At 53.8% G+C, this 25,290-nt stretch carries 25 protein-coding genes and 3 pseudogenes; 19 read left to right on the plus strand and 9 right to left on the minus strand.

The window, feature by feature from the left end; all coding sequences use genetic code 11:
• Positions 1-89: 89 nt before the first annotated feature.
• A complete protein-coding gene (gene hisJ / locus KNP68_RS11715; protein WP_214799652.1) occupies positions 90-902 on the minus strand; it encodes a histidinol-phosphatase HisJ in 813 nt (270 codons plus the stop codon).
• 109 nt (positions 903-1,011) lie between these two features.
• Between hisJ and KNP68_RS11720 the strand changes: the two genes are divergently transcribed.
• The 9 genes and pseudogenes from KNP68_RS11720 to hisIE all read left to right on the plus strand — a co-directional run bounded on the left by KNP68_RS11720 (position 1,012) and on the right by hisIE (position 7,959).
• The gene (locus KNP68_RS11720) at positions 1,012-1,935 is read left to right on the plus strand and encodes an ATP phosphoribosyltransferase regulatory subunit (protein ID WP_021067256.1); all 924 of its coding nucleotides are present in this window, start codon (positions 1,012-1,014) and stop codon (positions 1,933-1,935) included.
• Positions 1,932-2,540, plus strand: a complete 609-nt coding sequence (gene hisG, locus KNP68_RS11725) for an ATP phosphoribosyltransferase (protein WP_214713732.1) — start codon at positions 1,932-1,934, stop codon at positions 2,538-2,540. The genes KNP68_RS11720 and hisG overlap by 4 nt, the downstream gene beginning before the upstream one ends.
• Positions 2,537-3,754, plus strand: a complete 1,218-nt coding sequence (gene hisD / locus KNP68_RS11730) for a histidinol dehydrogenase (protein ID WP_214799654.1) — start codon at positions 2,537-2,539, stop codon at positions 3,752-3,754. The genes hisG and hisD overlap by 4 nt, the downstream gene beginning before the upstream one ends.
• Positions 3,751-4,764 carry a pyridoxal phosphate-dependent aminotransferase gene (locus KNP68_RS11735; RefSeq protein WP_214799656.1) on the plus strand — a complete coding sequence of 338 codons (1,014 nt, stop codon included), beginning with the start codon at positions 3,751-3,753 and terminating at the stop codon, positions 4,762-4,764. The genes hisD and KNP68_RS11735 overlap by 4 nt, the downstream gene beginning before the upstream one ends.
• Positions 4,751-5,338 (plus strand): imidazoleglycerol-phosphate dehydratase HisB, encoded by a 588-nt coding sequence (gene hisB / locus KNP68_RS11740; RefSeq protein WP_214799658.1) that lies wholly within the window; start codon positions 4,751-4,753, stop codon positions 5,336-5,338. The genes KNP68_RS11735 and hisB overlap by 14 nt, the downstream gene beginning before the upstream one ends.
• Positions 5,335-5,922, plus strand: a complete 588-nt coding sequence (gene hisH / locus KNP68_RS11745; protein WP_021067261.1) for an imidazole glycerol phosphate synthase subunit HisH — start codon at positions 5,335-5,337, stop codon at positions 5,920-5,922. Before hisB ends, hisH begins: the two co-directional genes overlap by 4 nt.
• Complete coding sequence (hisA, locus tag KNP68_RS11750; RefSeq protein WP_021067262.1) at positions 5,900-6,613, plus strand: 1-(5-phosphoribosyl)-5-[(5-phosphoribosylamino)methylideneamino]imidazole-4-carboxamide isomerase; 714 nt, start codon at positions 5,900-5,902, stop codon at positions 6,611-6,613. Before hisH ends, hisA begins: the two co-directional genes overlap by 23 nt.
• Positions 6,606-7,373: an imidazole glycerol phosphate synthase subunit HisF gene (hisF, locus tag KNP68_RS11755; protein ID WP_021067263.1), complete on the plus strand. Its 768-nt coding sequence runs from the start codon at positions 6,606-6,608 to the stop codon at positions 7,371-7,373. Before hisA ends, hisF begins: the two co-directional genes overlap by 8 nt.
• Positions 7,322-7,959, plus strand: a pseudogene (gene hisIE / locus KNP68_RS15325) (bifunctional phosphoribosyl-AMP cyclohydrolase/phosphoribosyl-ATP diphosphatase HisIE). Before hisF ends, hisIE begins: the two are co-directional and overlap by 52 nt.
• A gap of 42 nt (positions 7,960-8,001) precedes the next feature.
• On the opposite strand, the gene KNP68_RS11770 reads toward hisIE, so the two are convergent.
• A complete protein-coding gene (locus KNP68_RS11770) occupies positions 8,002-8,925 on the minus strand; it encodes a DUF7916 family protein (protein ID WP_214799660.1) in 924 nt (307 codons plus the stop codon).
• A gap of 90 nt (positions 8,926-9,015) precedes the next feature.
• Here KNP68_RS11770 and KNP68_RS11775 point away from each other — a divergent pair, with 90 nt between their 5' ends.
• Positions 9,016-9,570, plus strand: coding sequence for a maltose acetyltransferase domain-containing protein (locus KNP68_RS11775; protein WP_021067267.1), 555 nt, complete (start codon positions 9,016-9,018; stop codon positions 9,568-9,570).
• A gap of 39 nt (positions 9,571-9,609) precedes the next feature.
• On the opposite strand, the gene KNP68_RS11780 is transcribed toward KNP68_RS11775, so the two are convergent.
• The 7 genes and pseudogenes from KNP68_RS11780 to KNP68_RS11810 form a co-directional block, all read right to left on the minus strand.
• Positions 9,610-10,614 (minus strand): pyridoxal phosphate-dependent aminotransferase, encoded by a 1,005-nt coding sequence (locus KNP68_RS11780; protein ID WP_214799662.1) that lies wholly within the window; start codon positions 10,612-10,614, stop codon positions 9,610-9,612.
• Positions 10,611-11,369, minus strand: coding sequence for a transporter substrate-binding domain-containing protein (locus KNP68_RS11785; RefSeq protein ID WP_021067270.1), 759 nt, complete (start codon positions 11,367-11,369; stop codon positions 10,611-10,613). The genes KNP68_RS11780 and KNP68_RS11785 overlap by 4 nt, the downstream gene beginning before the upstream one ends.
• Before the next feature lie 226 nt (positions 11,370-11,595).
• Positions 11,596-11,721: pseudogene (locus tag KNP68_RS15195) on the minus strand (P-loop nucleotide/nucleoside kinase family protein); the annotation flags it as partial.
• A gap of 9 nt (positions 11,722-11,730) precedes the next feature.
• Positions 11,731-12,453: pseudogene (locus KNP68_RS11795) on the minus strand (nucleotidyltransferase domain-containing protein).
• Complete coding sequence (locus tag KNP68_RS11800) at positions 12,450-12,971, minus strand: DNA topology modulation protein (protein ID WP_214799664.1); 522 nt, start codon at positions 12,969-12,971, stop codon at positions 12,450-12,452. The pseudogene KNP68_RS11795 and the gene KNP68_RS11800 overlap by 4 nt, the downstream one beginning before the upstream one ends.
• Positions 12,972-12,984: 13 nt before the next feature.
• The gene (locus KNP68_RS11805; protein ID WP_021067277.1) at positions 12,985-13,431 is read right to left on the minus strand and encodes a GNAT family N-acetyltransferase; all 447 of its coding nucleotides are present in this window, start codon (positions 13,429-13,431) and stop codon (positions 12,985-12,987) included.
• Between the two features lie 16 nt (positions 13,432-13,447).
• Positions 13,448-13,948 carry a hypothetical protein gene (locus KNP68_RS11810; RefSeq protein ID WP_214799667.1) on the minus strand — a complete coding sequence of 167 codons (501 nt, stop codon included), beginning with the start codon at positions 13,946-13,948 and terminating at the stop codon, positions 13,448-13,450.
• 140 nt (positions 13,949-14,088) lie between these two features.
• Here KNP68_RS11810 and KNP68_RS11815 point away from each other — a divergent pair, with 140 nt between their 5' ends.
• The 9 genes from KNP68_RS11815 to nrdG all read left to right on the plus strand — a co-directional run bounded on the left by KNP68_RS11815 (position 14,089) and on the right by nrdG (position 25,266).
• Entirely contained in the window at positions 14,089-15,552 is a 1,464-nt protein-coding gene (locus tag KNP68_RS11815) for a phytoene desaturase family protein (RefSeq protein ID WP_214799669.1), read from the plus strand.
• 15 nt (positions 15,553-15,567) lie between these two features.
• Positions 15,568-15,996 carry a GNAT family N-acetyltransferase gene (locus KNP68_RS11820; RefSeq protein ID WP_029595612.1) on the plus strand — a complete coding sequence of 143 codons (429 nt, stop codon included), beginning with the start codon at positions 15,568-15,570 and terminating at the stop codon, positions 15,994-15,996.
• Between the two features lie 101 nt (positions 15,997-16,097).
• Positions 16,098-16,529: a YlbF/YmcA family competence regulator gene (locus KNP68_RS11825; RefSeq protein WP_021067281.1), complete on the plus strand. Its 432-nt coding sequence runs from the start codon at positions 16,098-16,100 to the stop codon at positions 16,527-16,529.
• A 54-nt stretch (positions 16,530-16,583) separates the two neighbouring features.
• A complete protein-coding gene (gene mutS / locus KNP68_RS11830; RefSeq protein WP_214799671.1) occupies positions 16,584-19,109 on the plus strand; it encodes a DNA mismatch repair protein MutS in 2,526 nt (841 codons plus the stop codon).
• Positions 19,110-19,113: 4 nt separating this feature from the next.
• Positions 19,114-20,916 (plus strand): DNA mismatch repair endonuclease MutL, encoded by a 1,803-nt coding sequence (mutL, locus tag KNP68_RS11835; RefSeq protein ID WP_214713713.1) that lies wholly within the window; start codon positions 19,114-19,116, stop codon positions 20,914-20,916.
• Between the two features lie 163 nt (positions 20,917-21,079).
• A complete protein-coding gene (locus tag KNP68_RS11840; protein WP_214799673.1) occupies positions 21,080-21,748 on the plus strand; it encodes a 50S ribosomal protein L25/general stress protein Ctc in 669 nt (222 codons plus the stop codon).
• Positions 21,749-21,956: 208 nt separating this feature from the next.
• Complete coding sequence (locus KNP68_RS11845; RefSeq protein WP_371819376.1) at positions 21,957-22,799, plus strand: formate/nitrite transporter family protein; 843 nt, start codon at positions 21,957-21,959, stop codon at positions 22,797-22,799.
• A gap of 189 nt (positions 22,800-22,988) precedes the next feature.
• The gene (locus tag KNP68_RS11850; protein WP_214799675.1) at positions 22,989-24,833 is read left to right on the plus strand and encodes an anaerobic ribonucleoside triphosphate reductase; all 1,845 of its coding nucleotides are present in this window, start codon (positions 22,989-22,991) and stop codon (positions 24,831-24,833) included.
• On the plus strand, positions 24,811-25,266 hold the full coding sequence (gene nrdG, locus KNP68_RS11855; protein WP_214755880.1) for an anaerobic ribonucleoside-triphosphate reductase activating protein: 456 nt from the start codon (positions 24,811-24,813) through the stop codon (positions 25,264-25,266). The genes KNP68_RS11850 and nrdG overlap by 23 nt, the downstream gene beginning before the upstream one ends.
• Positions 25,267-25,290: the final 24 nt, after the last annotated feature.

Below are 25,290 nucleotides of genomic sequence, written 5' to 3' on the forward strand. Positions count from 1 at the left end.
GGCTGAAGGGCGATGAAAACAGAGGAGCGTCATCCCTCCCGGGACGACGCTCCTCTGTTCAAAATCATTTGAAGTTTTTCAGTGCCCTCTCATAGGAACGTGGCTTTTTTTTGTATTGTTTCGAACCCAGCGCCCACGTCTTTGGCGATATGGGCGTCCGAACCGAGTACGAACGGGATTCCAAGTCTGGCCGCCTCAGATGCGACGTCGATGGCATACGGCTGTCCGCATTCAGGCTTGCGCAGTCCGGCCGTATTGAGGTCGAGACCGAAACCGCGAGCGGCCATCGTCTGGAGCAGGCGCGACTGTTCGGCCAGGGCGTTTGAGCGGTCCCATACATACTTGGTCTGATATTTGATTGGTAAATCGATATGTCCGATGCGGTCCACTTTCAGGCGTTCCCAAGGGAATACGAGGCCGGCAGCGAGCGCCGAATAGTATTGTTTCATCACAGCCTCGAACGAACCGACACGTTCGACGAGGATATGAAACGTCTCGAGCGAGAAGTCGACAGGCAGGAGCTCACCGGCGACGAGTAGAAAGTGTTGAGACAAGATTGTTTCATCTAATACGTCGGCATACGGCTCGAGCAACGTCAACGTCTCAGCTTCATAGCCGGGCAAGTAGTCGATCTCTAAGCCGAGGCGAAGGTCGAGTTCGGGATACTTCCGTTTTAACGACTGCACGGCCTCGATATAATCCGGAAGCAATTCGAACGCCATCGCCGAATCTTTGTCTGGTGTTGGGTCTTGAAACCGGGCTGGGAGCGGAGCATGTTCTGTGAACGTGAGCGTCTTGATACCACGGGCTAACGCCTGTTCGACGTACGCCTGGAGCGGGTCTGTCGAGCCATGTGGACAAAATGGGGTGTGAAGGTGACCATCACGGGTAAAGTCAATCATCAAGCGACATTCCTTTCGAGTTCGCCGGTTGACAGCACCGGCTTGGTTTGATAAATTTAACACACTACTTTAGTTTGGTAAAGTGATAATAAGATAAAGGGTGATATCGATGATTTGGTTCAATACAAAAGGATCCATCCCGGAAGGATGGCACGAATTGCAAGGGGAGGACGTTCTGCGTCCGAAGCAGTGGATGTTATCATTTCTCGAACGAGCTGAATCGAACGGCTACAGCGTGATCGAACCGCCACTCGTAGAATATTATTCGCACTATCAAGACTTGGCCTTGTTCGATGAGTCGGCCTATTATCGTCTGTTCGGAAATGACGGAGAGTTGCTCGTCATGCGTCCAGACTATACGTTACAAATCGCACGGAAACTCGCGGACGGTCATGAGCCGATGCGTGTTGCATATGCCGGTGCCGTCTACCGGCGTACCCCGAAGCATTCGGGACAGCCGCATGAACGTCAACAGCTCGGTCTCGAATGGATTGACGGGGACGCTCCTGATATGGAGTTGATTGCCTCGTTCCTCAGTATGACCGAGCGTGTCCTGCCACAAGACGGACTCCGGATTCAAGTCGGATCAGCAGCCTTGGTCGCCGCCGTGGCCGACGAAGCCGGTATCCCTGAGCGGACGCTCCGCCAATATTTGGCGCTTCGCAATTTGGAGTCACTCCGGGAACTCGCCGATACGTATCAATACCCGTTAATCGCGAAATTACCGTTCTTGATTGGCGACTCGGCACTTGGTGAGTTACGTGAAGTCGCCGAGCCGGGCTTGACGGCAGCAATCGATGAAGTCGAGCGGGCGGTCGAACATTTACGGTCCATCGGTTTGAACGTATCGTACGACTTCGGACAGACCGGTGATTTTGATTATTATTCAGGATTGACGGTGACAGGCAGCATCGACGGACGACGCGTCCTATCGGGTGGTCGATATGATTCATTATACGGACATTTCGGCCAATCTCGTCGGGCGTTCGGACTGTCCCTTGATTTAGAACAGTTAGGTGAGGTGATTTTATGAAAGTAGCCATCGCAAAAGGACGCATTGAAAAAGCGGCCCGAGACTATTTCGAACAAGTCGGACTTACCGTTTGGCCTGAAAAGCGTGGCCGCGAACTGACGGTCGAAGTCGACGGGCATGAGTTCATCTTCGTCAAAGGGGATGACGTCTACAAATACGTCATGCACGGCGCGGCTGATGTCGGCGTCGTCGGCGGAGACATCTTGCGAGAGAAGACGCCTGGCGTGCTGGAAGTCGTCGACTTGCCGTTCGGCCGTTGCCGCATGGCGGTCTGCGGACCGAAAGAACGGAAGAATGGAACAAAAAAATTGAAAGTCGCGAGCAAATATCCGAATATCGCCATCTCTCACTTCGCCTCGAAACGACAGAACGTCGAAGTGATTGCGTTGAACGGATCGGTCGAACTCGCACCGCTTACAGGACTCGCCGATTGCATCGTCGATATCGTCGAGACGGGGGCGACGCTCCGCGCGAACGACCTTGAAGAATACGAGACAATTTTCACGGTGAACGCCAAGTTCATCACGAGTGAGGCGGCTCTCGCCAACAATCCTGATGAATTGAAGGCGTGGATTCGTCGCTTGAGCAAGGAGGATGCCCGATGAGTACAGAAACGAACCGAGCCCGGCGGGAAAGCTGGGCAGAAGCGGTCAAACCGATCCTCGAGGCCGTAGAGTCGAACGGGGACGAGGCGCTCCTCGAGTTCACGAAAAAATTTGACGGCGTCGACAAAATCGAAACGGTCGATTTGACGACGTTTACGCCACCTGACGCATATGCTGAACTGACCGAGGCGTTGACGCTCGCGGCCGAACGGATTCGTACGTTCCACAGTCGTCAGCGACGTCAAGACGATGTGTATGAAGACGAGATGTTCCGACTTGGACGCCGTTTTATGCCACTCGACTCGGTCGGCGTGTACGTGCCAGGCGGGACGGCCGTCTATCCGTCGAGCGTGTTGATGAACATCATTCCGGCGAAAGTGGCCGGTGTGAAACGTGTCGTCATGGTGACGCCGCCGAAACAAGACGGCATCGATTTGTCGTTATTGATTGCGGCAAAAATCGCAGGGGCGGATGAATGCTATCTCGTCGGCGGGGCGCAAGCCGTGGCCGCCTTGGCGTTCGGCACCGAGACGATTCAACCGGTCGATAAAATCGTCGGTCCCGGGAATGCCTATGTCGCGACGGCAAAATCGCTCGTCTCCCATATCGTCGGCATCGATTCGGTCGCTGGACCGTCCGAGGTGCTCATCATCGCCGATGAGACGGCCCATCCGAAATGGGTCGCCGCCGATTTGCTCGCCCAAGCCGAACACGATGTCGAAGCGACGGCACTTGCGCTCGTCACGACTGGCGAATTGGCCGAAGCGATTCGACAAGAATTAGAACGACAATTGGCTGAATTACCGCGGCGTGACATTGCGATAGAGGCGATGAAGCGCGGGGGTGTCCTCGTGAAGACGAAGGCTGAGGCGATTCGTTATGCGAACGAGATGGCGGCTGAACACGTCCAACTCGCCGTCGCCGACCCGGAAGATTACATGCAAGCCATCCGTCACGGCGGATCGTTCTTCCTCGGTCATGAAGCGGCGGAGGCGTTTGGGGATTACATCGCTGGACCGAACCACGTCCTGCCGACGAGCGGGACGGCCCGTTTCTCGAGCGGCCTCTCGGTCGATGATTTTTACCGACGCCAGACGTTCCTGCAAATGACAGAACTCGATGAGCGCATCACGCGTGCCGCGATTCGAATCGCGCAACAAGAACAACTTGACGGCCACGCCCGGGCGATGGCGGTCCGAATGGAGGACGTATGAGACTGAACTATGAGACGATTCCACGCTACGTCCCGCATGCGGTCAAAGGGCACGCGTTGAATCAAAACGAAAGCCAATATGTCTTTCCAGAGCGCTTGAAGACGGCTATCCGAGAGCTTCCGCTCGACTTGAGCCATTATCCGGTCGACGAGTTGACGGCGCTTAAACAAAGCTATGCGGCGTATGCCGGTGTGAGCCCGCAGCAACTCATGGTCGGCAGTGGCAGCGATGAATTGCTCGCGATTCTCTGTCAGGCCATTCTCGATGCCGACGATGTCGTCGCCGCACCGATTCCAGACTTTTCGATGTATGGCATTTACACGCATATCGCCCGTGGGAATTTCGTGCAGCCGGATGCGGACGGATTGTCGTTCAAGTCGCTCATGCAAACGATTGAGGCGGAACACCCGAAACTTGTCCTCATATCGAACCCGAACAATCCGACCGGAAAGATGTGGTCGCTTGATGATCTCGAGACGATTGCCAGTCGAGTCCCGTATTTGGTCGTCGACGAAGCGTATATCGATTTCACGATGGAAGATTCATTCAAAGACCGCCTGGCGGACCACGCGAACGTCATCATTCTCCGGACGTTATCGAAAGCGTTCGGACTCGCGAATCTGCGCATCGGCTTCATGATCGCCGATGAGCGCTTAATCGAGAAGATTGACCGGTTCCGCTCGCCGTTCAATGTGAGTGGGCTGAGTGCGGCCGTGGCGACGGTCGTGTTGAACGACTCCGCTTATATCGATGAGTCGATCAGTTTCCATCAAACGCAGCGACAAAAGCTTGAGACGTTGCTCGCACCGATTGGGAACGTCTTACCGAGCCGTGCAAATTTCCTATACGTCGAGACACCGGACAGCGAAGCTTGGGCAGCCCGCTTCCTTGAAAAAGATGTACATGTTCGCGCGTTCGCGGACGGGATTCGTGTCAGTGCCGGAACGGACGAGGCGTACCGCGTGCTTCAACAAACGATAGAAGAGGTGACTTCACTTGAGAACAGCTGAGACGAAACGAGAGACAAAAGAGACGAACATCGAGCTCAAGCTTGATTTAAACGGAACGGGGCAAAGTGATATTAAGACAGGCGTCGGCTTCTTTGACCACATGCTGACACTGTTCGCGTTCCACAGCCAAATCGATTTGACGGTCCATGTCGAAGGGGATACGTGGGTCGACGCTCACCATACGGTCGAAGACGTCGGGATCGCCCTCGGGCAGATGATCAATCAAGCGCTCGGTGACAAAATCGGTATCCGCCGCTACGGCACGAGTTATTTGCCGATGGACGAGACGCTCGCGCGTGCCGTCGTCGACGTGTCCGGCCGTCCGTTCCTCGTCTACCGGGCCGAAATCAAAAATCCGAAACTCGGGGACTTTGATACCGAGCTCGCCGAAGAGTTTTTCCGGGCCGTGGCGATGAACGCCCGCTTGACGCTTCATCTTGAGGTGCTCTACGGGTCGAACTCGCACCATATGATTGAAGGGCTGTTCAAAGCGTTCGGTCGCGCCCTCGCTGAAGCAATCGGGCAAGACGGATCGAATCGACTCCCATCGACGAAAGGACTGATCGAAGGATGAAGGTCGCGGTCATCGATTATGGAATGGGCAACGTATTCAATGTCGAACGGGCGCTCCAAGCCATCGGCTGTTACGTCACCATCACGAACGATCCTGTCGACATCGAGGCAGCTGACGCCATCTTGCTTCCGGGCGTCGGTGCGTTCCCCCAGGCGATGCAATCGCTGAACGAGACGGGACTGATTCCGCTGTTGAAACGATCGGCACAAGAAAAACCGTTCCTTGGCATTTGCCTTGGCATGCAGCTCTTATTCGAGTCGAGCACGGAAGGGGTGCCGACAGAAGGACTCGGTTTGATTGAAGGCCGCGTCGAACGGATGCGTGCGAAACGTCTGCCACACGTCGGATGGAACTCGATTTTGCGAGACGAGGACGTCTATTTCGTTCACTCGTATCACGTCGTGACCGACCCGACCCATGTGATCGCTTCTGCCGATTATATGGGGGAAGACGTGCCAGCCATCGTGCAAAAAGGGCTCGTCACGGGGATGCAGTTCCACCCGGAGAAGAGCGGCGCGTTTGGACTCAGTTTATTGAAAGAATGGAAGGAGGCGGTCGAACGTGAGATTACTACCGGCCATTGATTTGATTGACGGAAAAATCGTCCGCTTGACAGAAGGCGATTTCAATACAGAAGAACAGTACGGAGACCCGTATGAGAAATTGAAGGAGTGGCAAGGGCGCGTACCGATGCTTCACTTGATTGATCTCGAAGGGGCGAAAGCCGGTGAACCGAGACATCTCGATGTCGTCCGCTTTGCCAAAACGTGCGGTTTCTTCGTTCAGACCGGCGGGGGCATCCGTTCCGAGGAAGCGCTCGACGCGGTCATGGCGACCGGTGCGGACCGTGTCTTGCTCGGGACAAAAGCGTTCACAGACCCGGATTTCTTGGACCGGGCGCTCGCGAAGTACGGGGATCGTGTCGCCGTCGCCCTCGATGCCTATGATGGTATCGTCGCCGTCAACGGCTGGCAAGAAGCGACCGACTTAAAAGATATCGATGCCGCTAAAGGGCTCGTTGACCGTGGTGTCAAAACGATTCTCTATACGGACATCGGGTCGGACGGGAAGTTGAACGGACCGAATCTCGAGCGGATGAAGGCGCTGCGTGAGGCTGTTTCGGTCACGCTCATCGCTTCGGGTGGTGTGACAACCGAGGCTGATGTCGAAGCACTTCAAGCGGCCGGTATCGACGAAGCGGTCGTCGGGAAGGCACTACTCTCCGGACAAGTCAGCCTCGATGACTTGATCGAGTGGGAGGCGCGCCATGCTTAAACGTCGCATTATTCCGTGTCTTGATGTGAAAGACGGTCGTGTCGTCAAAGGAATCGAGTTCGTGGCACTCCGGGATATCGGCGACCCGGTCGAGATTGCTAAGTATTATGACGCATCCGGTGCGGATGAGCTCGTGTTTCTAGATATCACTGCGAGTACGGAACGCCGCCAGACGATGCTTGACGTCGTCAGTGCCGTCGCCCGGAAAGTGTTCATTCCGCTCACGGTTGGTGGCGGTATTCGGTCGCTTGAGGATATTTCCTCGCTCTTAAAAGCCGGGGCCGATAAAGTGTCGCTCAACACGCTCGCCGTCGAATCACCCGATTTGATTAAACGAGCGGCCGAGCGGTTCGGGTCACAATGTATCGTCATCGCCATCGACGTCAAGTTCGAAGACGACGATTACTTCGTCTATACGTATGGCGGGAAGAACCGGACCGAGTTGCGGGCCGTCGATTGGGCAAAGCAAGTGGCTGCACTTGGGGCGGGTGAACTGCTCGTCACGTCGATGAATCAGGACGGAAAGCAGAGTGGCTACGATTTGCGAATCCTTGATTTGCTCCGGGACGCCGTCGATATCCCGATTATCGCCTCTGGCGGTGCCGGGAACGCGAATCATGTCGTCGACGCGCTCGAGAAGGTCGATGCGGCGCTACTCGCCTCGATTTTGCATGACCGGAAAACGACAGTGGAAGAGGTGAAACACGTATGCAGCGAGCACAACTTGCCGATGCGGTTCGTTACGACGCAAACGGATTGATTCCAGCCATCATCGTGTCGACAGAGGACGACGCCGTCCTCATGTTAGGCTACATGAACGAGGAGGCGATTCAGAAGACGCTCGAGACGAACACGGTCACGTTCTGGTCACGTTCGAAAGGGCGACTCTGGATGAAAGGGGAGTCGAGCGGAAATACGCTCGAGCTCGAAAGCATCCACGTCGATTGTGATCAAGACGCACTCTTGGTCCGGGTCCGTGCCAATGGGCCGACGTGTCATACGGGAAATCGAAGCTGCTTTTTCACGGAGGTGGAAGGATGATTCACGAATTAGAGAAGTTGATTCAAGAACGACAGGCGTCACCGAAAGAAGGGTCGTATACGTCTTATCTATTCGACCAAGGTGTCGACAAGATTGCCAAGAAGTTTGGGGAAGAGTCGTTCGAGGTCGTCATCGCGGCGCTGAACGATGAAGATTTGGTCGAAGAGTCGGCTGATCTCTTGTACCACTTGCTCGTCTTGCTCGCCGCCAAAGGCGTGTCATTACAAGACGTCGAGGCGCTCCTCGCCAAACGGCACGGGACGACGACTCCGGCGAAACCGCGCCGAGACGTCACCGACTGGTAACACAAAAAGGAACGAAGCCATTATCGGCTTCGTTCCTTTTGATTAGCGGTTGACCGAGGCGGCCATGCGGATATACGTATGGCGCCGTCCCCGAATGGCGATGGATAACGCCTGAATGTTCTCCGGTGTGGCGATTCCGGACAGACCGGCATCGCCGATATGGAAGACGTCGGTACCGCCGCGCTTCGAGGACAAGGCGATGTCACGAACCGTCGCTTCATCGGCCCCTTCCTGTGACGTGCCGATGGCGGCGACGACGAGTTTGTTCAACGCCTGAATCTCACGCGTGACTTCATAGAATTCGTCTTCGCGGACGCCGGGAACAGTGCCAGGCGCAGGAATCAAGATGATGTCGGCCCCGGCCTCAGCGAAGCGGACATACGCCTCTTGATCGAGTACACGGCCGACGCCGGCTTGATGCATCTTCCCGGCGATGATGACCCCAGCGAACTCTTGGCGGGCGTTGATGATGGCTTGCTCGATCGCCTCGTTCGTCACCCCGGTGTTCGGGTTTCCGGTCAGGCAGATGAAGTCGATACCGAGCTCTGACGCTCTGGCGAACGCTTCCCGTGTCGCGAGCCGTCCTTGTTTTACGTCATACATGTCCTCCGATTTCTCGGAAAAGTCGACCGGCTCGAGGTTGACCCCAATCGGCAAACCGACGAGCCGCTTCAATTCCATAATCGGATTGTCAGACATCGTCTCGCCCGGTACGTTACCAAACAAGGCGTGGCTTTCGAGACCCTTTATGTACGGGTGGAACACGTCGAGCATATTCAATAGAATCATATCGGCTCCGAACGCTCGAGCGAGTTCGGCGTTCGTCACTTCTGGATAGAGCGGCTGCACGGTCGGGAGGACCTCGGCGAGTACGGTCCGCCCCTCGGCTTTCCGAATCGATCCAATCAAATCCGAGCGGTTGAACGTCAAGAAATCACTGGCTCTGCAATCAAGAATTCGTTTCATCTGTCTATTCCTCCTCTAGTTCGTCATGTTCCTATTCCCCGTTTGGTCAGAAATTCCTCTATACTAAAAAAAGAAAAGGGGGAGAAGCAGATGACAGAAAAAGAAAAGATGATTCGGGGCGACCTTTACATGGCAGGGGATGAGGAGCTCGTCGCCGACCGGCGTCAGGCCCGGCGTTTGACGGAACGATTCAATCGTTCCGGCATCGACGAAATCGACGACCGAAAAGCTGTGTTAGCGGAGCTATTCGGCTCGACCGGGAGTTCGTTTTATCTGGAGCCGACATTCAAATGCGACTACGGCTATAACATTCATCTCGGAGAACGGTTCTTCGCTAACTTTGACTGTGTGTTCCTCGACATCTGTCCGATCACATTCGGTGACGATTGCATGCTCGGTCCGGGTGTGCACGTCTATACGGCGACGCATCCGCTCGACCCGACTGAACGGATTTCAGGTCTTGAATACGGGAAGCCGGTCACGGTCGGACATCGGGTATGGATTGGCGGCGGTGCCATCTTGAATCCAGGGGTGACGGTCGGTGACGATGCTGTCATCGCCTCTGGCGCCATTGTGACGAAAGATGTGCCAGCTCGTGCCGTCGTCGGGGGTAATCCGGCAAAAGTCATCAAACTCATCCCATGACAACAACGCTCCGACTGGAAACAGTCGGAGCGTTGTTGATTAATTCGTCGTTTGGGTTGCGTAAATGCTGAGCGCCTCGTGTGCCAGGGCAAGGGCTTGTTGATTGCCGAGCGTGATGCGAATCCCGTTCGGTTGTTTCGATGTGTGAACCCCATGCGCGGCGAGGTGGGCCCAAACGGCCTCCGGCTCATCGAGCGTGACGTAAATGAAGTTTGCCTCGGCGGGATGGACGTGGCCGATGGTGGCGAACAAGTCGGTCCACTGTCCGCGCATGTCGGCGTGCCAAGAGATGGCCTCGTCGAGATACGTAGCATCTTGTAAAAACACATTGGCGATTTTCGCGCTGACCCCGCTAATGTTGAACGGTGGGACGAACTGACGGAAATAAGCGGTGAGTTCAGGCGTCGTGACCATGAAACCGAGGCGGACGTTGGCTAAGCCAAACGCCTTCGATAACGTCCGCAGTACAATCACGTTCGTGAATGAATCAAGGTGGGCCACCATGCTCGAGTTCGGCGAAAAGTCGATATACGCCTCGTCGACGATTAAATATGGGACGAGTCCTGCGAGTTCGGCCAATTCGGCGACGCTCCACAATTTACCGGTCGGATTGTTTGGATTCGACAACAGCAACAGCTTCGGTTCGTGTTGCGTAATCGCCTGGACGAGTGCGTCATAAGAAAGGTCATCGGCTTGCACGTGCCGGCCATGGGCGATTGTCGTGAAAATTGGATAGAGTGCGAAATCCGGACTCGGTGACAAGACGACGTCTTCCGGTGCCAACAGCGCCTGGGTGACGACATGAATCATCTCGTCACTCCCGCAACCGACGAGCAGCTGATTCGGGTCAACACCGGCGTAGGCCGCATAACGGGTGAACAACTCGTCAATCGGTTGGACCGGATACTCATGCAAGTCTTGGAACGAGATTGTCGCAAGTTGGTCATACAACCGGGACGGCACCGGGAACTGGCTCTCGTTTTGATTCAAACGGTACCCTTCTGGATAGGTGACTGGATAAATCGGTAGCGAGACTTGTCTCATTCCGTCGGCTCCATCGAGAACCATTTCTTGGCGAGTTTGTCGATTTCACCTGAGTCGATCATCTTGTTCAACTCCTCGTTGAACTGATCGCGAAGGTCATCCTCCAATTTAAAGGCGGCGGCAGAACCTTTCTCGCCATCTTCTTTCAAGGCGAACGTGTACAGTCCGGCATCTTGATCCAAGTATTTTTGGGCGACCGTGTCCTCGATGACCATCGCGTCAATCCGACCCGTATTCAACTCTTGAACGATTTCTGGAATCTTGTTCAATGAGACGAGCTCTGCATCCGGAGCTTGGTCTTTGGCGATGTTCTCTTGAATCGATGCCGTTTGGACGCCGATTTTCTTGCCGGCGAGCGCTTCAATCGACTCGAGTGACTCATCTTTCGTCATGACTAAGTTCGTCGCCGACAAATAGATGTCCGAGAAGGCGGCATTTTCTTTCCGCTCTTCGGTCGGCGTCATACCGGCCATGACGAAGTCGACACGTCCGGCGTTGAGTGCCCCGAGCAGGCTACCGAAGTCCATGTCCTCAATTTTAAGTTCGTAGCCGAGGCGTTCCGTAACCGTTTCGGCAATCTCGATATCGAATCCGACAATCTCGTCTCCGTTCGCCGTATCGACAAACTCATATGGGAAGTAATCGGCGCTCGTTCCCATGACGAGTGTTTTTTTCTCTTCGCCCGTCGTCTCTTGGCTACATCCTGCTAGTAATGCACTTGCCACTAATCCCCCTGTAATGACCCACTTTTTCATGTATGAATTCCTCCTTCAAGATATGAGACTAAGTGTATATGTATGATTATTAATTGTAAAGCATAAAAATACAAATACGATTAAAAAAATACATCCAGGAAAAAGTCACAGGATGCATCAGGTGGTCAATCAATCGCTTGGAGATAGCGATGACTTCGGATAAATACGCTTCGAACGGGCGATTCATATCGATTGTAAGCGTATGCATAAGTGGGTGTTGTGAAGTCGATTCGAGCAGTGCCGTCTTCGGGACATCGTAATCGACGATGACCGCATCCAGTCGTCGAGCGATTTCCCGAGACAGCGTCGATTTGCCGGACCCAGGGAAACCGGACATTTGAAGAAAGAACATGGGATACCCTCACGTTTCGTTTGATTTCCCGCAGCTGAATCCGGCGAACAACCGGCCGCCGAAGGGGGAGAGCGTCTCATCGACGTAACGGATGAGCGCATCAGTTTCGTCCGTTTGATAATACGCCTCAAGGGCCACGACGAGTTTTCAGGCCGCTATCGCATCGTAGCGGTCGAGAGCGCGGTACGTCCATTTGGAAGATCCTGTCCATTGTCGATTCGTACGCAGGATGAACTCGCAGACTAACGTGACAAGGGTACTCGCGATGAATAATCCTTCAGCGCGAGTAGTGCATCCGATCAAGTCATCGAGCGTATCGGTCAGAAAGTAACGTTTCATCTCAATCGTCTCGTTTGACCATGCCTCCGGCCCGCTGTCGAGCAAGGCTCTCGCTTCACGTTTAATGTCTTCGACGATATTCGTGTCCTTCAAGACGATGCCTTCGGTGACCATTCTCGGCAACGATGGAATGGCGCGCCGGCAATCTTGTTCGAAGAACGCGCGATATGACGTTAAGTTATGGGCGAACAGCTCGATGTGCCATCCGTCTTCGATGAACGATTCCCGATAAGACGAGACGAGCGTGTCGTCGAAGAGAATGATGTCTAAATCCGACGTCGCGGTCGCTTGACCACGGACGACGCTCCCGGCGAGCAGTGCGGCCCGACAGTTGGGGAAACGCGTTATGACGAACGTCTTCGCTGCTACGATTGGTTCAAGTTTAGGAATCATAGGTGTTGCTCCGTGCCGACGCGCGTTATAAAGGCACGAACCTCTGTCCGTGAATGCAATATGATGAGTTGTTTGTTATCAGGAAGGGCTTGCAATCGGTTGATCACAAGCGGGCGTTGCGATTTCGGATAATCCCACACCCATTTCAAGAACTTCGGGTCAAACCGTTCCTCACAACCTGGTCCCATGTCCGGACGTGTCTTGCCACGATAGGAAAGCATGCGCTTCAAGACGCGATACGTACAAATGATCCTCGGTAAGTCGAGAAATACAATCGTGTCGGCAGCATCTACTCGCAAATCGAGCGTCCCCCCGTAATTCCCATCGATGATCCACGAATCGCGTTCAATCAACGCTGACTGCGTGGCAATTTGTTCTTGTCGCGTGGCGGGTGTCCAATTCGGCTTCCATAGTAACGCGTCGAGGTGATGAACATCGATTCCGAGTCGGGCGCCCAACTCGCGGGCGAGTGTCGACTTGCCCGAACCGCCTGAACCGATTAATAATATTTTTTGCATGACGTCTCGCCTCTCATATGTCAATTTTCATGAACTTGCTGACGTCGGAGAAGCCAAGTTGTTCATATAGATGCATCGCTGTTTGATTATGCGCATACACGTTCAAGCGCACGTCGGTATAGCCCATTTGTTTGAATGTGGCGAGCGCCTCTTGCATCAATAATTTGGCATAACCGTGCCCGCGAAAAACGGGTTTGATATATAGGTCGTTCACCCAACCGACCTCCGCACCCGTCAAATAATCGAACGCTTTGTCGATTTGCGTCCAGCCGATGAGTGTCTCGTCATCGACGAGACAGAGAAAATAAGCACCGAACTTTGCAGAATGTTCGTACGCTTCAATCATCTTTTCTCGGCTATCAGTCGACACGTGGTTGGTCGCTTCCTCACGATTGACGCCTGCAAGTGCATAAATTTCGGCTTGTTGTGATTCGGTTGCCCGTTGAAATGTGAGATTCATATTAGTTCCGCCTTCATTAAGATTCTGTGGATTCTAGGATACGCCATTTTTCAATGACACCGTCCTCTTCGTATAGGACGCGTACTTCCATCTGGTTCAGTACGAGCCGCTGCTCGCTAGCGAAGAGCACAATCGGATAACCGATCGACAGCGGTTCGTCCGCTTCAAAGACGGGGCTGTGCGCCTGCATGGCATAATAGCCGTCCGAGCGTGTGTTGGCCGCCCCAGCATCAACTTGAATCACCGTATCGAACCCCTGAAGTCGCAACACGTAACTATAAGTCGTGCGCGCCCCGCGTTCGAGCCGCCACTCCTCGATCATCGCCTCGCGGCCGTCGTTCGCTTCCTCGAGTAACACTTTTTGTGCCGTGTACTCGCGTTCATACGGAATCATCTCTTGAATGTTGACAGCCGTCATGGTGGCGACTTTTTGTGATTCTTCTGATGGAGGTGTAATCAAAATACCGATAAAAATCAAGATTGGAATGAGCAGATAAATGATGACCCGACTTCGCATATGGTTTCACCTGTCCTTTATCGATTTTTTCGCCATCTACCGGCAGAACCCTGCCTGACCGGTGAAATATGTCTACGGAACACGTTGAAATGTCTCGGATTTCGGGAAGCCATGTATGATGAAGGCAGGAGGGGATTAACATGCGAATCGGGATTATCGGTGGAGGAGTTGCCGGATTGACGACGGGTGCGTTAGCGAGCCGAATCGGCCATGACGTGACCGTATACGAGTCGTCACGAGAATGGGGTGGTTGTGCCGGGAAATTCGAACGGGGGGACTATCGGTTCCCGGCCGGGGCGACGCTCGGGATGGGATTTGAACCGGGCGGCCTGCATGAGCGAGTCTTGTCCTACTTAGGTGAAACGATTGACGTTCGCCCGTTAACCGAGGTGATGCAGATTCATCTCGACGGACAGACTGTCCATTATCTTCAAGACCGGGATCTGTTTTTAGCAGAACTTGAGTCGATATTTCCAGAGCTCGCTCCGCGAATTCGTGCTTTTTTGAATGAAGTGTGGACCGATTTCGAGACGATCCGTCCTTTGTTTGAGACGCTACCGGCGTTGCCGTTTCGAACGATTCGTGACGCATCGGTTGCGATACGAGCGTTTCGACCGGCACAGCTCCGGTCGTTCCGGAAGCTGTATCGACCACTCGGTACAACGTTAAAACGGCATCGATTGAACGGGACTGCGTTCGAGCGGGTTATCGACGGGATTTTGCTCGATAGCTTGCAGACTGGTGCCCGCGAGGCGAGCCATTTGCTCGCGGCCGTCGCTTTATCCATTTACCATGAGGGAGCATATTACGTCGATGGGGGATTGTACACACTCGCCCACGCGTTGGAGCGGTCGATTCGAAGAGACGATGGAAAAACGATTCTCGGACGACAAATTGTTAAAATCGAGCGGATTGCTGACGGTTGGTTGTTGACCGATCGCCGGGGCCGGCTCGACCTCGTCGATGTCGTCGTGTCGGCCATCCCGCTCGAGGCGACCGCTCAGTTGGTCACGGGACAAGCGGCTCGACAGTTCCATAGACAGTACGGCCGTCAACTAGAACGGTCGCAATGGGGGACGTTCAGTCTTTACGTCACGTTACCGGAAGCGGCGTGCACGGGACGTCCGCTCTTCCAACAAGTATATAGTGATGATTTGCCGTCAGGTCACGCCTTCATTTCGATGTCAGATGCGGACGATACGCGCCGAACCGAACGGCCGGAACGAACATTGACCGTCTCGACCCATATCGATTTGTCGGAGTGGCAGGCTTGGAAAGACAAGGAGACGTATGAGAAACTAGAGACAGAATGGACCGAGCGCCTCGTCAAGGCAGTGCGACGGGCGTTCCCGAGTTGGACAGGCACATCGTCGTTGTTGCTTCCGGGCGGACCGGGGGCATGGGTGAAATATACGAAACGTCCGCACGGTGCGGTCGGTGGATATGCCCAAACACCGCAACAAGCGTTATTCCATGCGGCGAGCTATCGGACGAACCTTCCGAATTTTTACGTTTGCGGCGACACGGTGTTTCCAGGTGCCGGGACGATTGGGGCGATGACGAGCGGGCTCCACGTCGCCCGAGCGCTCGGTTCGAAGTTATGAGGGGGACAAGTTGAGATGCAGAAAAAACGGTTTGACGAATTGACGACGAGAGAGCTCTATGAGTTATTGGCGCTCCGCACCGAAATCTTTGTCGTGGAACAAGATTGCCCGTACCAAGAAGTCGATGGGAAAGATGTGACGGCGGTCCATTACTGGATTGAGGCAGACGGTCGCCCGATTGCGGCGTTACGTGTCCTCGAGGATGAATCGCCAATCGCCATCGGTCGTGTCGTCACAAAATCGACGCATCGGGGACAAGGCCATTCGCGGCGCTTGATGCAAGAAGCCGTGGCCGACTTTGGGGATCGCGATTTGTATTTGCAAGCGCAAACGTACGTGGAGCCGTTCTATGCAAGCTTTGGGTTCACACGAACGAGCGAGGAGTACTTAGAGGATGGGATTCCCCACGTCGATATGGTTCGGACGGCGACCGTCTCGAAGTGAATCGATGCGGTACCGTTTGCCATAAGTTCGTGGTAGAATGATGAGGAATACTTGCGTGCGTAAAGACGTGCGTTCAATCATAGAGAGCAAAGGGGTTTACGATGGTGACTGATCAAACTGTGATTCAAAAAGCGAGAGAATTAGCCGACTTATTGGCGAGCACGCCGGAAGTGGCCCGCTTCAAAGAAGCGGAAACGAAAGTGAACGAAAGTGAGCGCGTTCAAACGTTGATTAAGCGTATCAAATACTTACAAAAAGAAGCCGTCAACTGCAAGCACTACGGGAAGACGGAAGCACTCGCCAAAGTCGAGCTAAAAATCGACAAGGCGATGGACGAACTCGATTCGATTCCGGTCGTTCAGGCGTTCCAAGAGACGCAAGTCGAAGTGAACGATTTGCTTCAATACGTGACGGTCACACTCGCCAACTCGGTGACAGATCGCATTATCGAATCGACGGACGGTGACGTTCTCGCCGGTAAAACAGGAAGCGGCATGGCAGCGGAGAAATCACGCGGCGGCTGCGGATACTAACAAACAGACAGCTGGCCTTTGGTCAGCTGTTCTAATTTCTAGAGGTGAACACGAATGGAAACGATACATCAAACCCCGATGATGAAACAATATTTTTCAATCAAGGCCGATTATCCAGACGCCTTTCTTTTCTACCGGCTCGGTGACTTTTACGAGCTGTTTTTTGAAGATGCTCAAATCGTCGCCAAAGAGCTCGAATTGACATTGACTGCGAAAAACGGAAAAAACGCCGAGCACCCGATTCCGATGTGCGGGGTCCCGCATCATTCCGCTGCGATTTATATCGAGCAACTCATTGAAAAAGGGTTCAACGTGGCGATTTGTGAGCAGATGGAAGATCCAAAAGCGACGAAAGGACTCGTCAAACGTGAAGTCATTCAAGTCATCACGCCGGGTACATATATGGCCGCGCTCGGTGAGAAAGAGAACCGGTATTTAATATCGGTCGTGAACGTCGCAGACCGTTTTGGGATCGCCCGCGGCGATGTGACGACAGGTGAATCTTGGTTGACGACCTTACCGTCGCGCGAGGCCGTCCTACGCGAAGTCGAAGGGTTGGTCCCGAGTGAAATCATCGTTGATGACGCCGAGTTGGCAGACCATCTCTCATCACTCGGCATTCCGCTGTCGGTGCAGACAGAGCGATTGGCGAGCTCATTGTCGAGCGGCGCCCGCGACGAGGCGCAAGTAAGTGCGTTCGAACTCCTTTTCGCTTACTTGACGCGGACGCAAAAACGCGCCCTCGATCACTTGCAGCCCGCTGTCGCCTATGAGGTTGAGGCCCATATGCAACTCGATGCGAATACGGCCCGCAACTTGGAGCTGTTCCGTTCGGCCCGGTCCGGGGAACGGAAAGGATCACTTCTCGCCCTGCTCGATGAGACGACGACAGCGATGGGGGGACGACTATTGAAACGTTGGCTCGAACAGCCACTCTATACGGAACAGGCGATTCGTGAACGCCAAGATGCCGTCGAAAATTTAGTCGATGATTTCATGCTCCGCGATCAATTACGGGAGCAATTACGTCACGTCTACGATATCGAACGGCTCGTCGCGAAAGTCGGTTACGGGACGGCCAACGCACGTGACCTTGTCCAGTTGCGGAACACGCTTGAACGCATTCCAGCGGTACGAGAGTTGCTCGCGAATGTCACGGCAACGCGATTGCATCACATCGATGCGACGCTCGACACGTTCGACGCGCTATCGGAACGACTTCAGGCGGCGCTCGTCGAGACACCACCCATCTCAATTAAAGAAGGCGGCATGATTCGTTCAGGCTATTCGGCCGAACTTGATGAACTGCTCGAGGCGAAAGCGAACGGGAAGACGTGGATTGCCAATCTCGAGCAACAAGAGCGGCTCGCGACCGGCATCAAGTCGCTGAAAATCGGCTATAACCGTGTCTTTGGCTATTATTTGGAAGTGACGAAAGCGAATGCGCGCTTGCTCGAAGAGGGGCGGTATGAACGGAAACAGACGCTTACGAACGCCGAACGCTATGTCACGCCTGAGTTAAAAGAAAAAGAAGCGCTCATCCTCGGTGCCGAGGAGAAGAGCTGTACGCTTGAATATGACTTGTTCGTCACGTTACGTGAAGAAGTCAAACAAGAGACGAAACCACTTCAACAACTGGCCCGCTCGTTAAGTGAACTCGACGTCCTGCTCGCGCTCGCCATTGTCGCCGAAAAACGGGACTATGTCCGGCCGACGACGTCGAAGCACGTCCAAATCGATCGTGGACGCCATCCGGTCATCGAAACGGTATTGCCTCGTGGTGAATACGTCGCTAACGACTTGACGCTCGATGACACGCGGCGCATGCTCTTGATCACCGGACCGAACATGTCCGGTAAATCGACGTATATGCGTCAGTTCGCACTGATTGCCATCCTGCATCAAATCGGTTCATTCGTGCCGGCCGAAGCGGCCGAACTTCCTTTGTTCGATCGCATCTTTACCCGCATCGGGGCAGCCGATGATTTGGTGAGCGGACAGTCGACGTTCATGGTCGAAATGACGGAGACACGTCAGGCGGTGACGGAAGCAACAGCAGATAGTCTCATCCTTCTCGATGAGATTGGACGAGGAACCTCGACGTATGACGGTATGGCGCTCGCACAGGCCATCGTCGAATATATCGCGGCCACCATCGGCGCGAAAACATTGTTTTCGACCCATTACCACGAGTTGACCGTGCTCGAAGACACAATTCCAGCCCTTGAGAACGTGCACGTCCGTGCCATTGAACGGGACGGACGTGTCGTCTTCCTGCATGAAGTTCATCCGGGACGGGCCGACAAATCGTACGGGATTCACGTCGCCGAACTCGCTGATTTGCCGCCTGATTTGATTGAACGGGCGCGAACGATTTTGTCTGAGCTCGAGACAGAACCGAAACCGGCACGGGCAGCTGTAGAACAGCCGGCTCCGGCTGAACCTGTGGCCCAACTGTCACTATTTGAGGCGGAAGACGACATCAAACGACAACTGCTCGACCTGGATTTGCTGGCGATGAACCCCATTGAGGCGATGCAGGCGCTCTATGCGCTCCAACAATCCGCGAAGAAGGGGTGAGTCAATGGGAATCATTCAAGAGTTACCGGAACAACTGGCCAACCGAATCGCTGCCGGGGAAGTCGTCGAACGCCCAGCCTCGGTCGTGAAAGAGCTCGTCGAGAATGCGATTGACGCCGGTGCCACGAAAATCGAAGTCGATTTGGAGGAAGCCGGGATACGTCTCATTAAAGTCCGGGATAACGGGCATGGTTTTTATGAAGAGGACGCCCCGCGTGCTTTTTTACGTCATGCGACGAGCAAAATCCGGGACGAGCACGACTTGTTCCGGATTCGCACACTCGGCTTCCGTGGGGAGGCCTTAGCGTCTATCGCCTCAGTGAGTCATGTGACATTGAAGTCACGCCGAACTGAAGAGGACGGATTTGAGATGACGCTCCAAGGGGGTGTCGTTACGGCGCAAACACCGGCCGCCGCAAACGTCGGAACAGAGATAGCGGTCAGTCAATTGTTCTACAATACACCGGCCCGCCTCAAATACTTGAAGACGTCGGCGACCGAACTCGCGAGCATCACCGATACGTTGAACCGGATCGCCTTGTCCCACCCGGAAGTTCGCCTCACGGCGTTCCATGAAGACAAGGAACTCCTGCGGACGAGTGGGAATGGCGACATCAAGCAAGTCATGCTCGCCATTTATGGGCGTCAAGTTGCAGCGCAAATCGTCACCGCGTCGAGCAAGACGAACGACTATAGTTTGAGCGCCCATCTCGTCCGGCCTGAAGTGACGCGTTCGAACAAGCAGTACGTGACGCTCATCTTGAACGGTCGGAGCATCAAGAACTTTGCGTTGACCCAAAGTGTACTCGAGGGCTACCATACGTTACTCCCGATTGGTCGTTATCCGATTGCCGTCCTCGAAGTGAACATGGACCCGATGTTGATTGACGTCAACGTCCATCCGACAAAACGGGAGGTCCGACTCTCGAAAGAGAAAGAGCTGTGCCAGTTGATTCGCGAGACGGTCCAACTGACACTCCGGGAACAGCGTTTAATCCCGTCGGTCAAACCGAAAGAGCGACCGGTCAATCGGACCGAACAAGAGCGACTTGATTTCACGGTCGAACGGACACCTGTCACGGATGAACCGCCGACGTGGAACTATCCGATTCCACGTGAGCCTGTCACGTCACCGAGTCGATGGTCACCGACCCCGCTCGTCAATGAAGCGCCTGCACCGACCGACCCGATTGTCGAATCAGACGCAATTGAGACGAAAGGAGAGCGGTTGCCGCCGCTCGACGTCATCGGCCAATTGCATGCGAGCTATATCGTCTGCGGCGCCGAGGACGGCATGTATGTCATCGACCAACACGCGGCTCAGGAACGGATCAAATACGAATTGTTTTATGAGCAACTCGGGAATCCAGACAAAGAGTATCAATTGTTGCTGCTCCCGCTCACACTCGAGTTCACGCAAGAAGAGACGCTCGCGATTGAAGAAGTCGCTCCGCTCTTGAAAGAAGCGGGGCTCGATTTGGAGCCGTTCGGTGGCAACACGTTCCTCATCCGAGAGATTCCGACGTGGTACCCGCAGCATGATTTGGAAGGGACGGTCCGCGATTTGATTGAGATGGCGATTCGGGACCGCTCTGTCAATCTCGCCAAATATCGGGAAGACGCGTCAATCTTGATGGCGTGCAAGCGGTCGATTAAAGCGAACCATCCATTGAACCATGAGATGATGCGGCAATTGCTGCATGACCTCAATCAGACGACGTCCCCGTATACGTGTCCGCACGGGCGACCGATTTTGGTGAAATGGAGTACGTACGAACTTGAGAAGTTGTTCAAACGGGTTATGTGACACGCTTGTAATCTTTTTTTAATCGGCTGTAACGTTTATGTCCGGGTGCCTATGGGAACAATATACACATGTCACTCAACGCATCGAGGTTGAGAGGTGGCTTTTTCACTGCCTCACCCTCAAGATGTAGACATGATCGATAAACCAGTAGGGGGAAAAGATTATGGCAGACACGCTTAAAGTAACGAAACGAGAATTACGACCACGTTCGGTCCGCGCAAACTTGCGTAAAGAAGGTAAAGTACTAGGTGTCGTCTACGGCTATAAAGTCGAGAGCACACCAGTAGCATTCGAGGAGATGGCACTTCGCAAAATTCTCCGCGACCACGGTGACAACGCGCTAATCGAGTTGAACATTGACGGCAAGAAAGTAAACACGCTCGTTCACGGGACTGAAGTTGACCCGTTCACGAACGAATACAAGCACGTCGAGTTCATGGCCGTGAAGATGGACGAAGCGACGGAAGTCGAAGCGGACGTCACACTCGTCGGTGACGCGAAAGGTGTCAAAGAAGGCGGCTTCTTGGCGCAAACGCTCTATAAAGTTACAGTATCGGCGACACCGGCTAACATTCCGGAACGCATTGAACTCGATGTTTCTGGACTCGGTATCGGTGACTCGGTCACGGTAGCTGACATTCCAGAGAACAAAGACTATGACATCGTCTCGGATGGCGAGCTTCAAATCGCATCTGTGAACGAGCCGGTCTCTCTTGAAGAGCTCGAGGCAGACACAGACACAACGACAGAAAGTGAAGCCGAAGCAACTGAAGAAGAGTCGGCTGAGGCATCATCTGAAGAGTCTGAAGAGAAGTCTGCAGACAAAGAATAAGCTGTATCGAACGACCCTTTGCGAAGGGTCGTTTTTTTCGTCACAAATCCGACAAATGTAAACGATTACGATGTGAAAAATATGTCAACACGGTCCAAGGTCGATTGCAATTTATTGGATTCGGGCTTATATTGTTAATGATTTCACATGTTCGTTCTTATTATATGGGTTCATTCAAACAGAAAGAAGGGTTTGTGACATGGCATCAATGGAAATCCATGCACTCGAATCATTACGAAAAAAAGCTCAGGCATCTTCGCAAATGATTCATTATCGGCCAATGGAATACTTTTTACGGGCAATGCTCGCGGGGATCTTTATCGGATTCGCTTCAATCTTCACACTTAAAGTTGTCAACGGGATGTACTTGATCGATTCGCCGTTCACGACACTCATCGGTGGGTTCTCATTCGGGATCGCGCTTGTCATGATCATCTACGGCGGAGCCGAACTGTTCACGGGGAACACAATGTATTTCACGACCTCGACGTTACGCGGCTATACGACGCTCAGCGACACGATGCTCGTCTGGTTACTTTGTTTCGTCGGGAACGCGCTCGGTGGCGTCTTGTTCGCCTTGTTGCTCGCCCCGACCGGCGTCATCCAAGAACTCGGGATGGACAACTGGCTGTTCTCGGTCGTCGAGAGCAAGATGCATCATACGACGGTCGAGATTTTCTTCCGTGCCATCTTCTGTAACTGGATGGTCTGTCTCGCGATTTTCTTACCAAAACAGATGAAAAATGAGTTCGCTCAAATCTTCTCGATGATTTTCCTCGTCGCCGTCTTCTTCGCGTCAGGATTTGATCACGTCATCGCCAACTTCGTCTTGTTTGCGCTCACGCTGGTCGTCCCACACCCTGAGGCGATTAGCTTTGCCGGCGCCATCCACAACTTGATTCCGGCCACGTTCGGTAACATCATCGGCGGTGCCTTGTTCATGGGTGCGATTTATACGTGGTTGAACGCGAAAGGCTTGCGCGAAGCCCAAGAGTCAGAGGAAAAAGAAGAAGTTGAATTAAAAATCGTGAAACCGGCTAAAGAATTATAAGTTTGATCACTTGAAAGAACGGTCGAGTCCATATGCGGGCTCGGCTGTTTTTGCGTTTATATCACAACCAACGCTCACAATTTAGACTCCACATCTCCATGCTCAAACATGACATAATCTATATATGGAATTGAATCGAGTTATGAACTCGATTCTTATCAATATATAGTGAGGTGATGCGGAGTGAACATGCTCCAGCTTTATGAAGATGTCTGTGTTCTCCCAGATCAAGATCTCGTACAAGAGAACGCCAACGTCGACGGGAAATCACCACTTGGCAAACTGGCACGATTATCCTCGGAAGTATCGAAACAGCTGTCGACAATGTACTTGTTGTCAGAGCGGACACGTCAGGCCGTCGCAGACAACTTTTTGTACATCCATGACGCCGACTATTACGTGACGGGATCGACGACGTGTTGTCAAATCCCGCTCGGCGAGTTGCTGACGAACGGATTTCATACCGGACACGGAACGATTCGACCACCCCAGGACATCCGTTCGGCGATGGCACTCGCTTCGATCATTCTTCAAGCGAATCAGAATATGCAACACGGGGGTCAAGCGTTCCCGATGTTCGATGTCGATTTAGCGCCATACGTCGAAAAGACGTATGAACGTCAACTCGAGCGGCTCAAGAAGCTTCCGGTCGAATGGTCGACCGAGCAACTTCTCGAAGTCGCTGAGACCGAGACAATCACAGCGACGTATCAAGCGTGTGAGGCGTTCATTCATAACGCTAATTCGATGCATTCGCGAGGAGGCGGCCAAGTGCCATTCGTCTCCATCAACTATGGGACCGACACGAGCCGTTGGGGTCGAATTTTCATCCGCGAGTTATTGCATGCGACCGAACGAGGGCTCGGTAACGGGGAGACGCCGATTTTCCCGATTCAAATCTTTAAAGTAAAAGAGGGTGTCAACTTTCATGAAACCGACCCGAACGTCGACTTGTTCCGACTCGCCTGTCGCGTGACGGGCAAGCGTCTATTCCCGAACTTCTCCTTCGTCGATGCCCCGTTCAACTTGCAATATTATGATGGGAGTCATGACTCAGAAGTGGCTTATATGGGGTGTCGGACACGAGTGATGGGGAATCGTCACGGCGCCGAGACGTCGATCGGACGAGGCAATTTATCGTTCTCGACCTTGAACTTGGTCAAGATGGCGCTCGTCGCTTCGGACATCCATACATTTTATGAGACGCTCGACGCCTACGTCGACGTCGCCATCGATCAATTGCTCGAACGGTACGACTATCAAGCGAAGCGTCATGCCGACGAATTCCGCTTCCTTTACGCTCAACACGTCTGGAGGGGCAGCGAGAGACTCCAACCGGAAGAAGAGCTACGGGATGTACTGAAGCAAGGGACGTTGTCCGTCGGTTTCATCGGTCTCGCCGAAGCGCTACGCGTGCTCACAGGCGGCACGCATGCCGATTCACGGGAAGCGGAACGTCTCGGACTCGATATCGTCACTCATTTACGTGATCGGATGAGACAGGCGGCAGAGCAGCACGATTTAAATTTTTCGCTCTTGGCCACGCCGGCCGAAGGATTGTCTGGGAAGTTCGTATTGAAGGACCAGCAGGCGTTCGGGATGATCGAGGGTGTCACCGACCGCGCCTTTTATACGAACTCGTTTCATGTGCCGGTATACCAGTCAGTGTCGATTCGTGACAAGATTCGGTTGGAGGCACCGTACCATGCGCTCTGTGACGCGGGTCATATCACTTATGTCGAAGTCGACGGGTCGCTCGCCCATAACCCGGAAGCGGTCGAAGCAATCGTCCGGCTCATGCGAACCGAAAACGTCGGCTACGGATCGATTAATCATCCCGTCGACCGGTGCGGTAACTGCGGCCTCGAGGGAACGATCGATGCCGCGTGCCCGACGTGTGGCGAGGAAGAGCAGATTGAACGGATTCGTCGCATCACCGGCTATCTGGTCGGCACGATGGACCGATGGAATTCGGCGAAACGAGATGAAGAACGAGCGAGGGTGAAGCATCATGCGCGTCCTATCCGTACTTGACGAATCGGTTGTCGACGGTCCAGGCATTCGCACGGTCATCTTTACGGCGGGATGCCCTCATCGCTGTCTTGGATGTCACAATCCGGAATCATGGAACCCGCGAGGTGGGGAAGACGTACCAGTCGAGGACCTGCTCACTCGAATCGAACAATCCGGTTGGGACGGTGTCACCGTCTCGGGCGGAGAGCCGTTCCTGCAACCGGAAGCACTAGCCCGGCTCGTCGACGGGTGCAAGGCACTTCAGAAAAATGTGTGGGTGTATACAGGCTATACGTTCGAACAGTTACAAGCGATGGACGATGAACATGTTACCAGTGTGCTCGATCGTGCCGATGTGCTCGTCGACGGTCGTTTCGAACAGCCGCTCATGGACCGGTCGCTCCGATTTCGGGGGTCGAGCAATCAGCGAATTATTTTCTTGAACAAAGTGTAATCGGGACCGTCGCGTCCCGATTTT

It is taken from the genome of Exiguobacterium sp. s50 (genome assembly GCF_018618175.1).
Taxonomy (GTDB): domain Bacteria; phylum Bacillota; class Bacilli; order Exiguobacteriales; family Exiguobacteriaceae; genus Exiguobacterium; species Exiguobacterium chiriqhucha.

Bases quoted from the DNA above. Each gene is read 5' to 3' on its own strand.
- hisJ (WP_214799652.1), bottom strand. From the start codon at position 902: ATGATTGACTTTACCCGTGATGGTCACCTTCACACCCCATTTTGTCCA.
- KNP68_RS11720 (WP_021067256.1), top strand. From the start codon at position 1,012: ATGATTTGGTTCAATACAAAAGGATCCATCCCGGAAGGATGGCACGAA.
- hisG (WP_214713732.1), top strand. From the start codon at position 1,932: ATGAAAGTAGCCATCGCAAAAGGACGCATTGAAAAAGCGGCCCGAGAC.
- hisD (WP_214799654.1), top strand. From the start codon at position 2,537: ATGAGTACAGAAACGAACCGAGCCCGGCGGGAAAGCTGGGCAGAAGCG.
- KNP68_RS11735 (WP_214799656.1), top strand. From the start codon at position 3,751: ATGAGACTGAACTATGAGACGATTCCACGCTACGTCCCGCATGCGGTC.
- hisH (WP_021067261.1), top strand. From the start codon at position 5,335: ATGAAGGTCGCGGTCATCGATTATGGAATGGGCAACGTATTCAATGTC.
- hisF (WP_021067263.1), top strand. From the start codon at position 6,606: ATGCTTAAACGTCGCATTATTCCGTGTCTTGATGTGAAAGACGGTCGT.
- KNP68_RS11770 (WP_214799660.1), bottom strand. From the start codon at position 8,925: ATGAAACGAATTCTTGATTGCAGAGCCAGTGATTTCTTGACGTTCAAC.
- KNP68_RS11775 (WP_021067267.1), top strand. From the start codon at position 9,016: ATGACAGAAAAAGAAAAGATGATTCGGGGCGACCTTTACATGGCAGGG.
- KNP68_RS11780 (WP_214799662.1), bottom strand. From the start codon at position 10,614: ATGAGACAAGTCTCGCTACCGATTTATCCAGTCACCTATCCAGAAGGG.
- KNP68_RS11785 (WP_021067270.1), bottom strand. From the start codon at position 11,369: ATGAAAAAGTGGGTCATTACAGGGGGATTAGTGGCAAGTGCATTACTA.
- KNP68_RS11800 (WP_214799664.1), bottom strand. From the start codon at position 12,971: ATGCAAAAAATATTATTAATCGGTTCAGGCGGTTCGGGCAAGTCGACA.
- KNP68_RS11805 (WP_021067277.1), bottom strand. From the start codon at position 13,431: ATGAATCTCACATTTCAACGGGCAACCGAATCACAACAAGCCGAAATT.
- KNP68_RS11810 (WP_214799667.1), bottom strand. From the start codon at position 13,948: ATGCGAAGTCGGGTCATCATTTATCTGCTCATTCCAATCTTGATTTTT.
- KNP68_RS11815 (WP_214799669.1), top strand. From the start codon at position 14,089: ATGCGAATCGGGATTATCGGTGGAGGAGTTGCCGGATTGACGACGGGT.
- KNP68_RS11820 (WP_029595612.1), top strand. From the start codon at position 15,568: ATGCAGAAAAAACGGTTTGACGAATTGACGACGAGAGAGCTCTATGAG.
- KNP68_RS11825 (WP_021067281.1), top strand. From the start codon at position 16,098: ATGGTGACTGATCAAACTGTGATTCAAAAAGCGAGAGAATTAGCCGAC.
- mutS (WP_214799671.1), top strand. From the start codon at position 16,584: ATGGAAACGATACATCAAACCCCGATGATGAAACAATATTTTTCAATC.
- mutL (WP_214713713.1), top strand. From the start codon at position 19,114: ATGGGAATCATTCAAGAGTTACCGGAACAACTGGCCAACCGAATCGCT.
- KNP68_RS11840 (WP_214799673.1), top strand. From the start codon at position 21,080: ATGGCAGACACGCTTAAAGTAACGAAACGAGAATTACGACCACGTTCG.
- KNP68_RS11845 (WP_371819376.1), top strand. From the start codon at position 21,957: ATGGAAATCCATGCACTCGAATCATTACGAAAAAAAGCTCAGGCATCT.
- KNP68_RS11850 (WP_214799675.1), top strand. From the start codon at position 22,989: ATGCTCCAGCTTTATGAAGATGTCTGTGTTCTCCCAGATCAAGATCTC.
- nrdG (WP_214755880.1), top strand. From the start codon at position 24,811: ATGCGCGTCCTATCCGTACTTGACGAATCGGTTGTCGACGGTCCAGGC.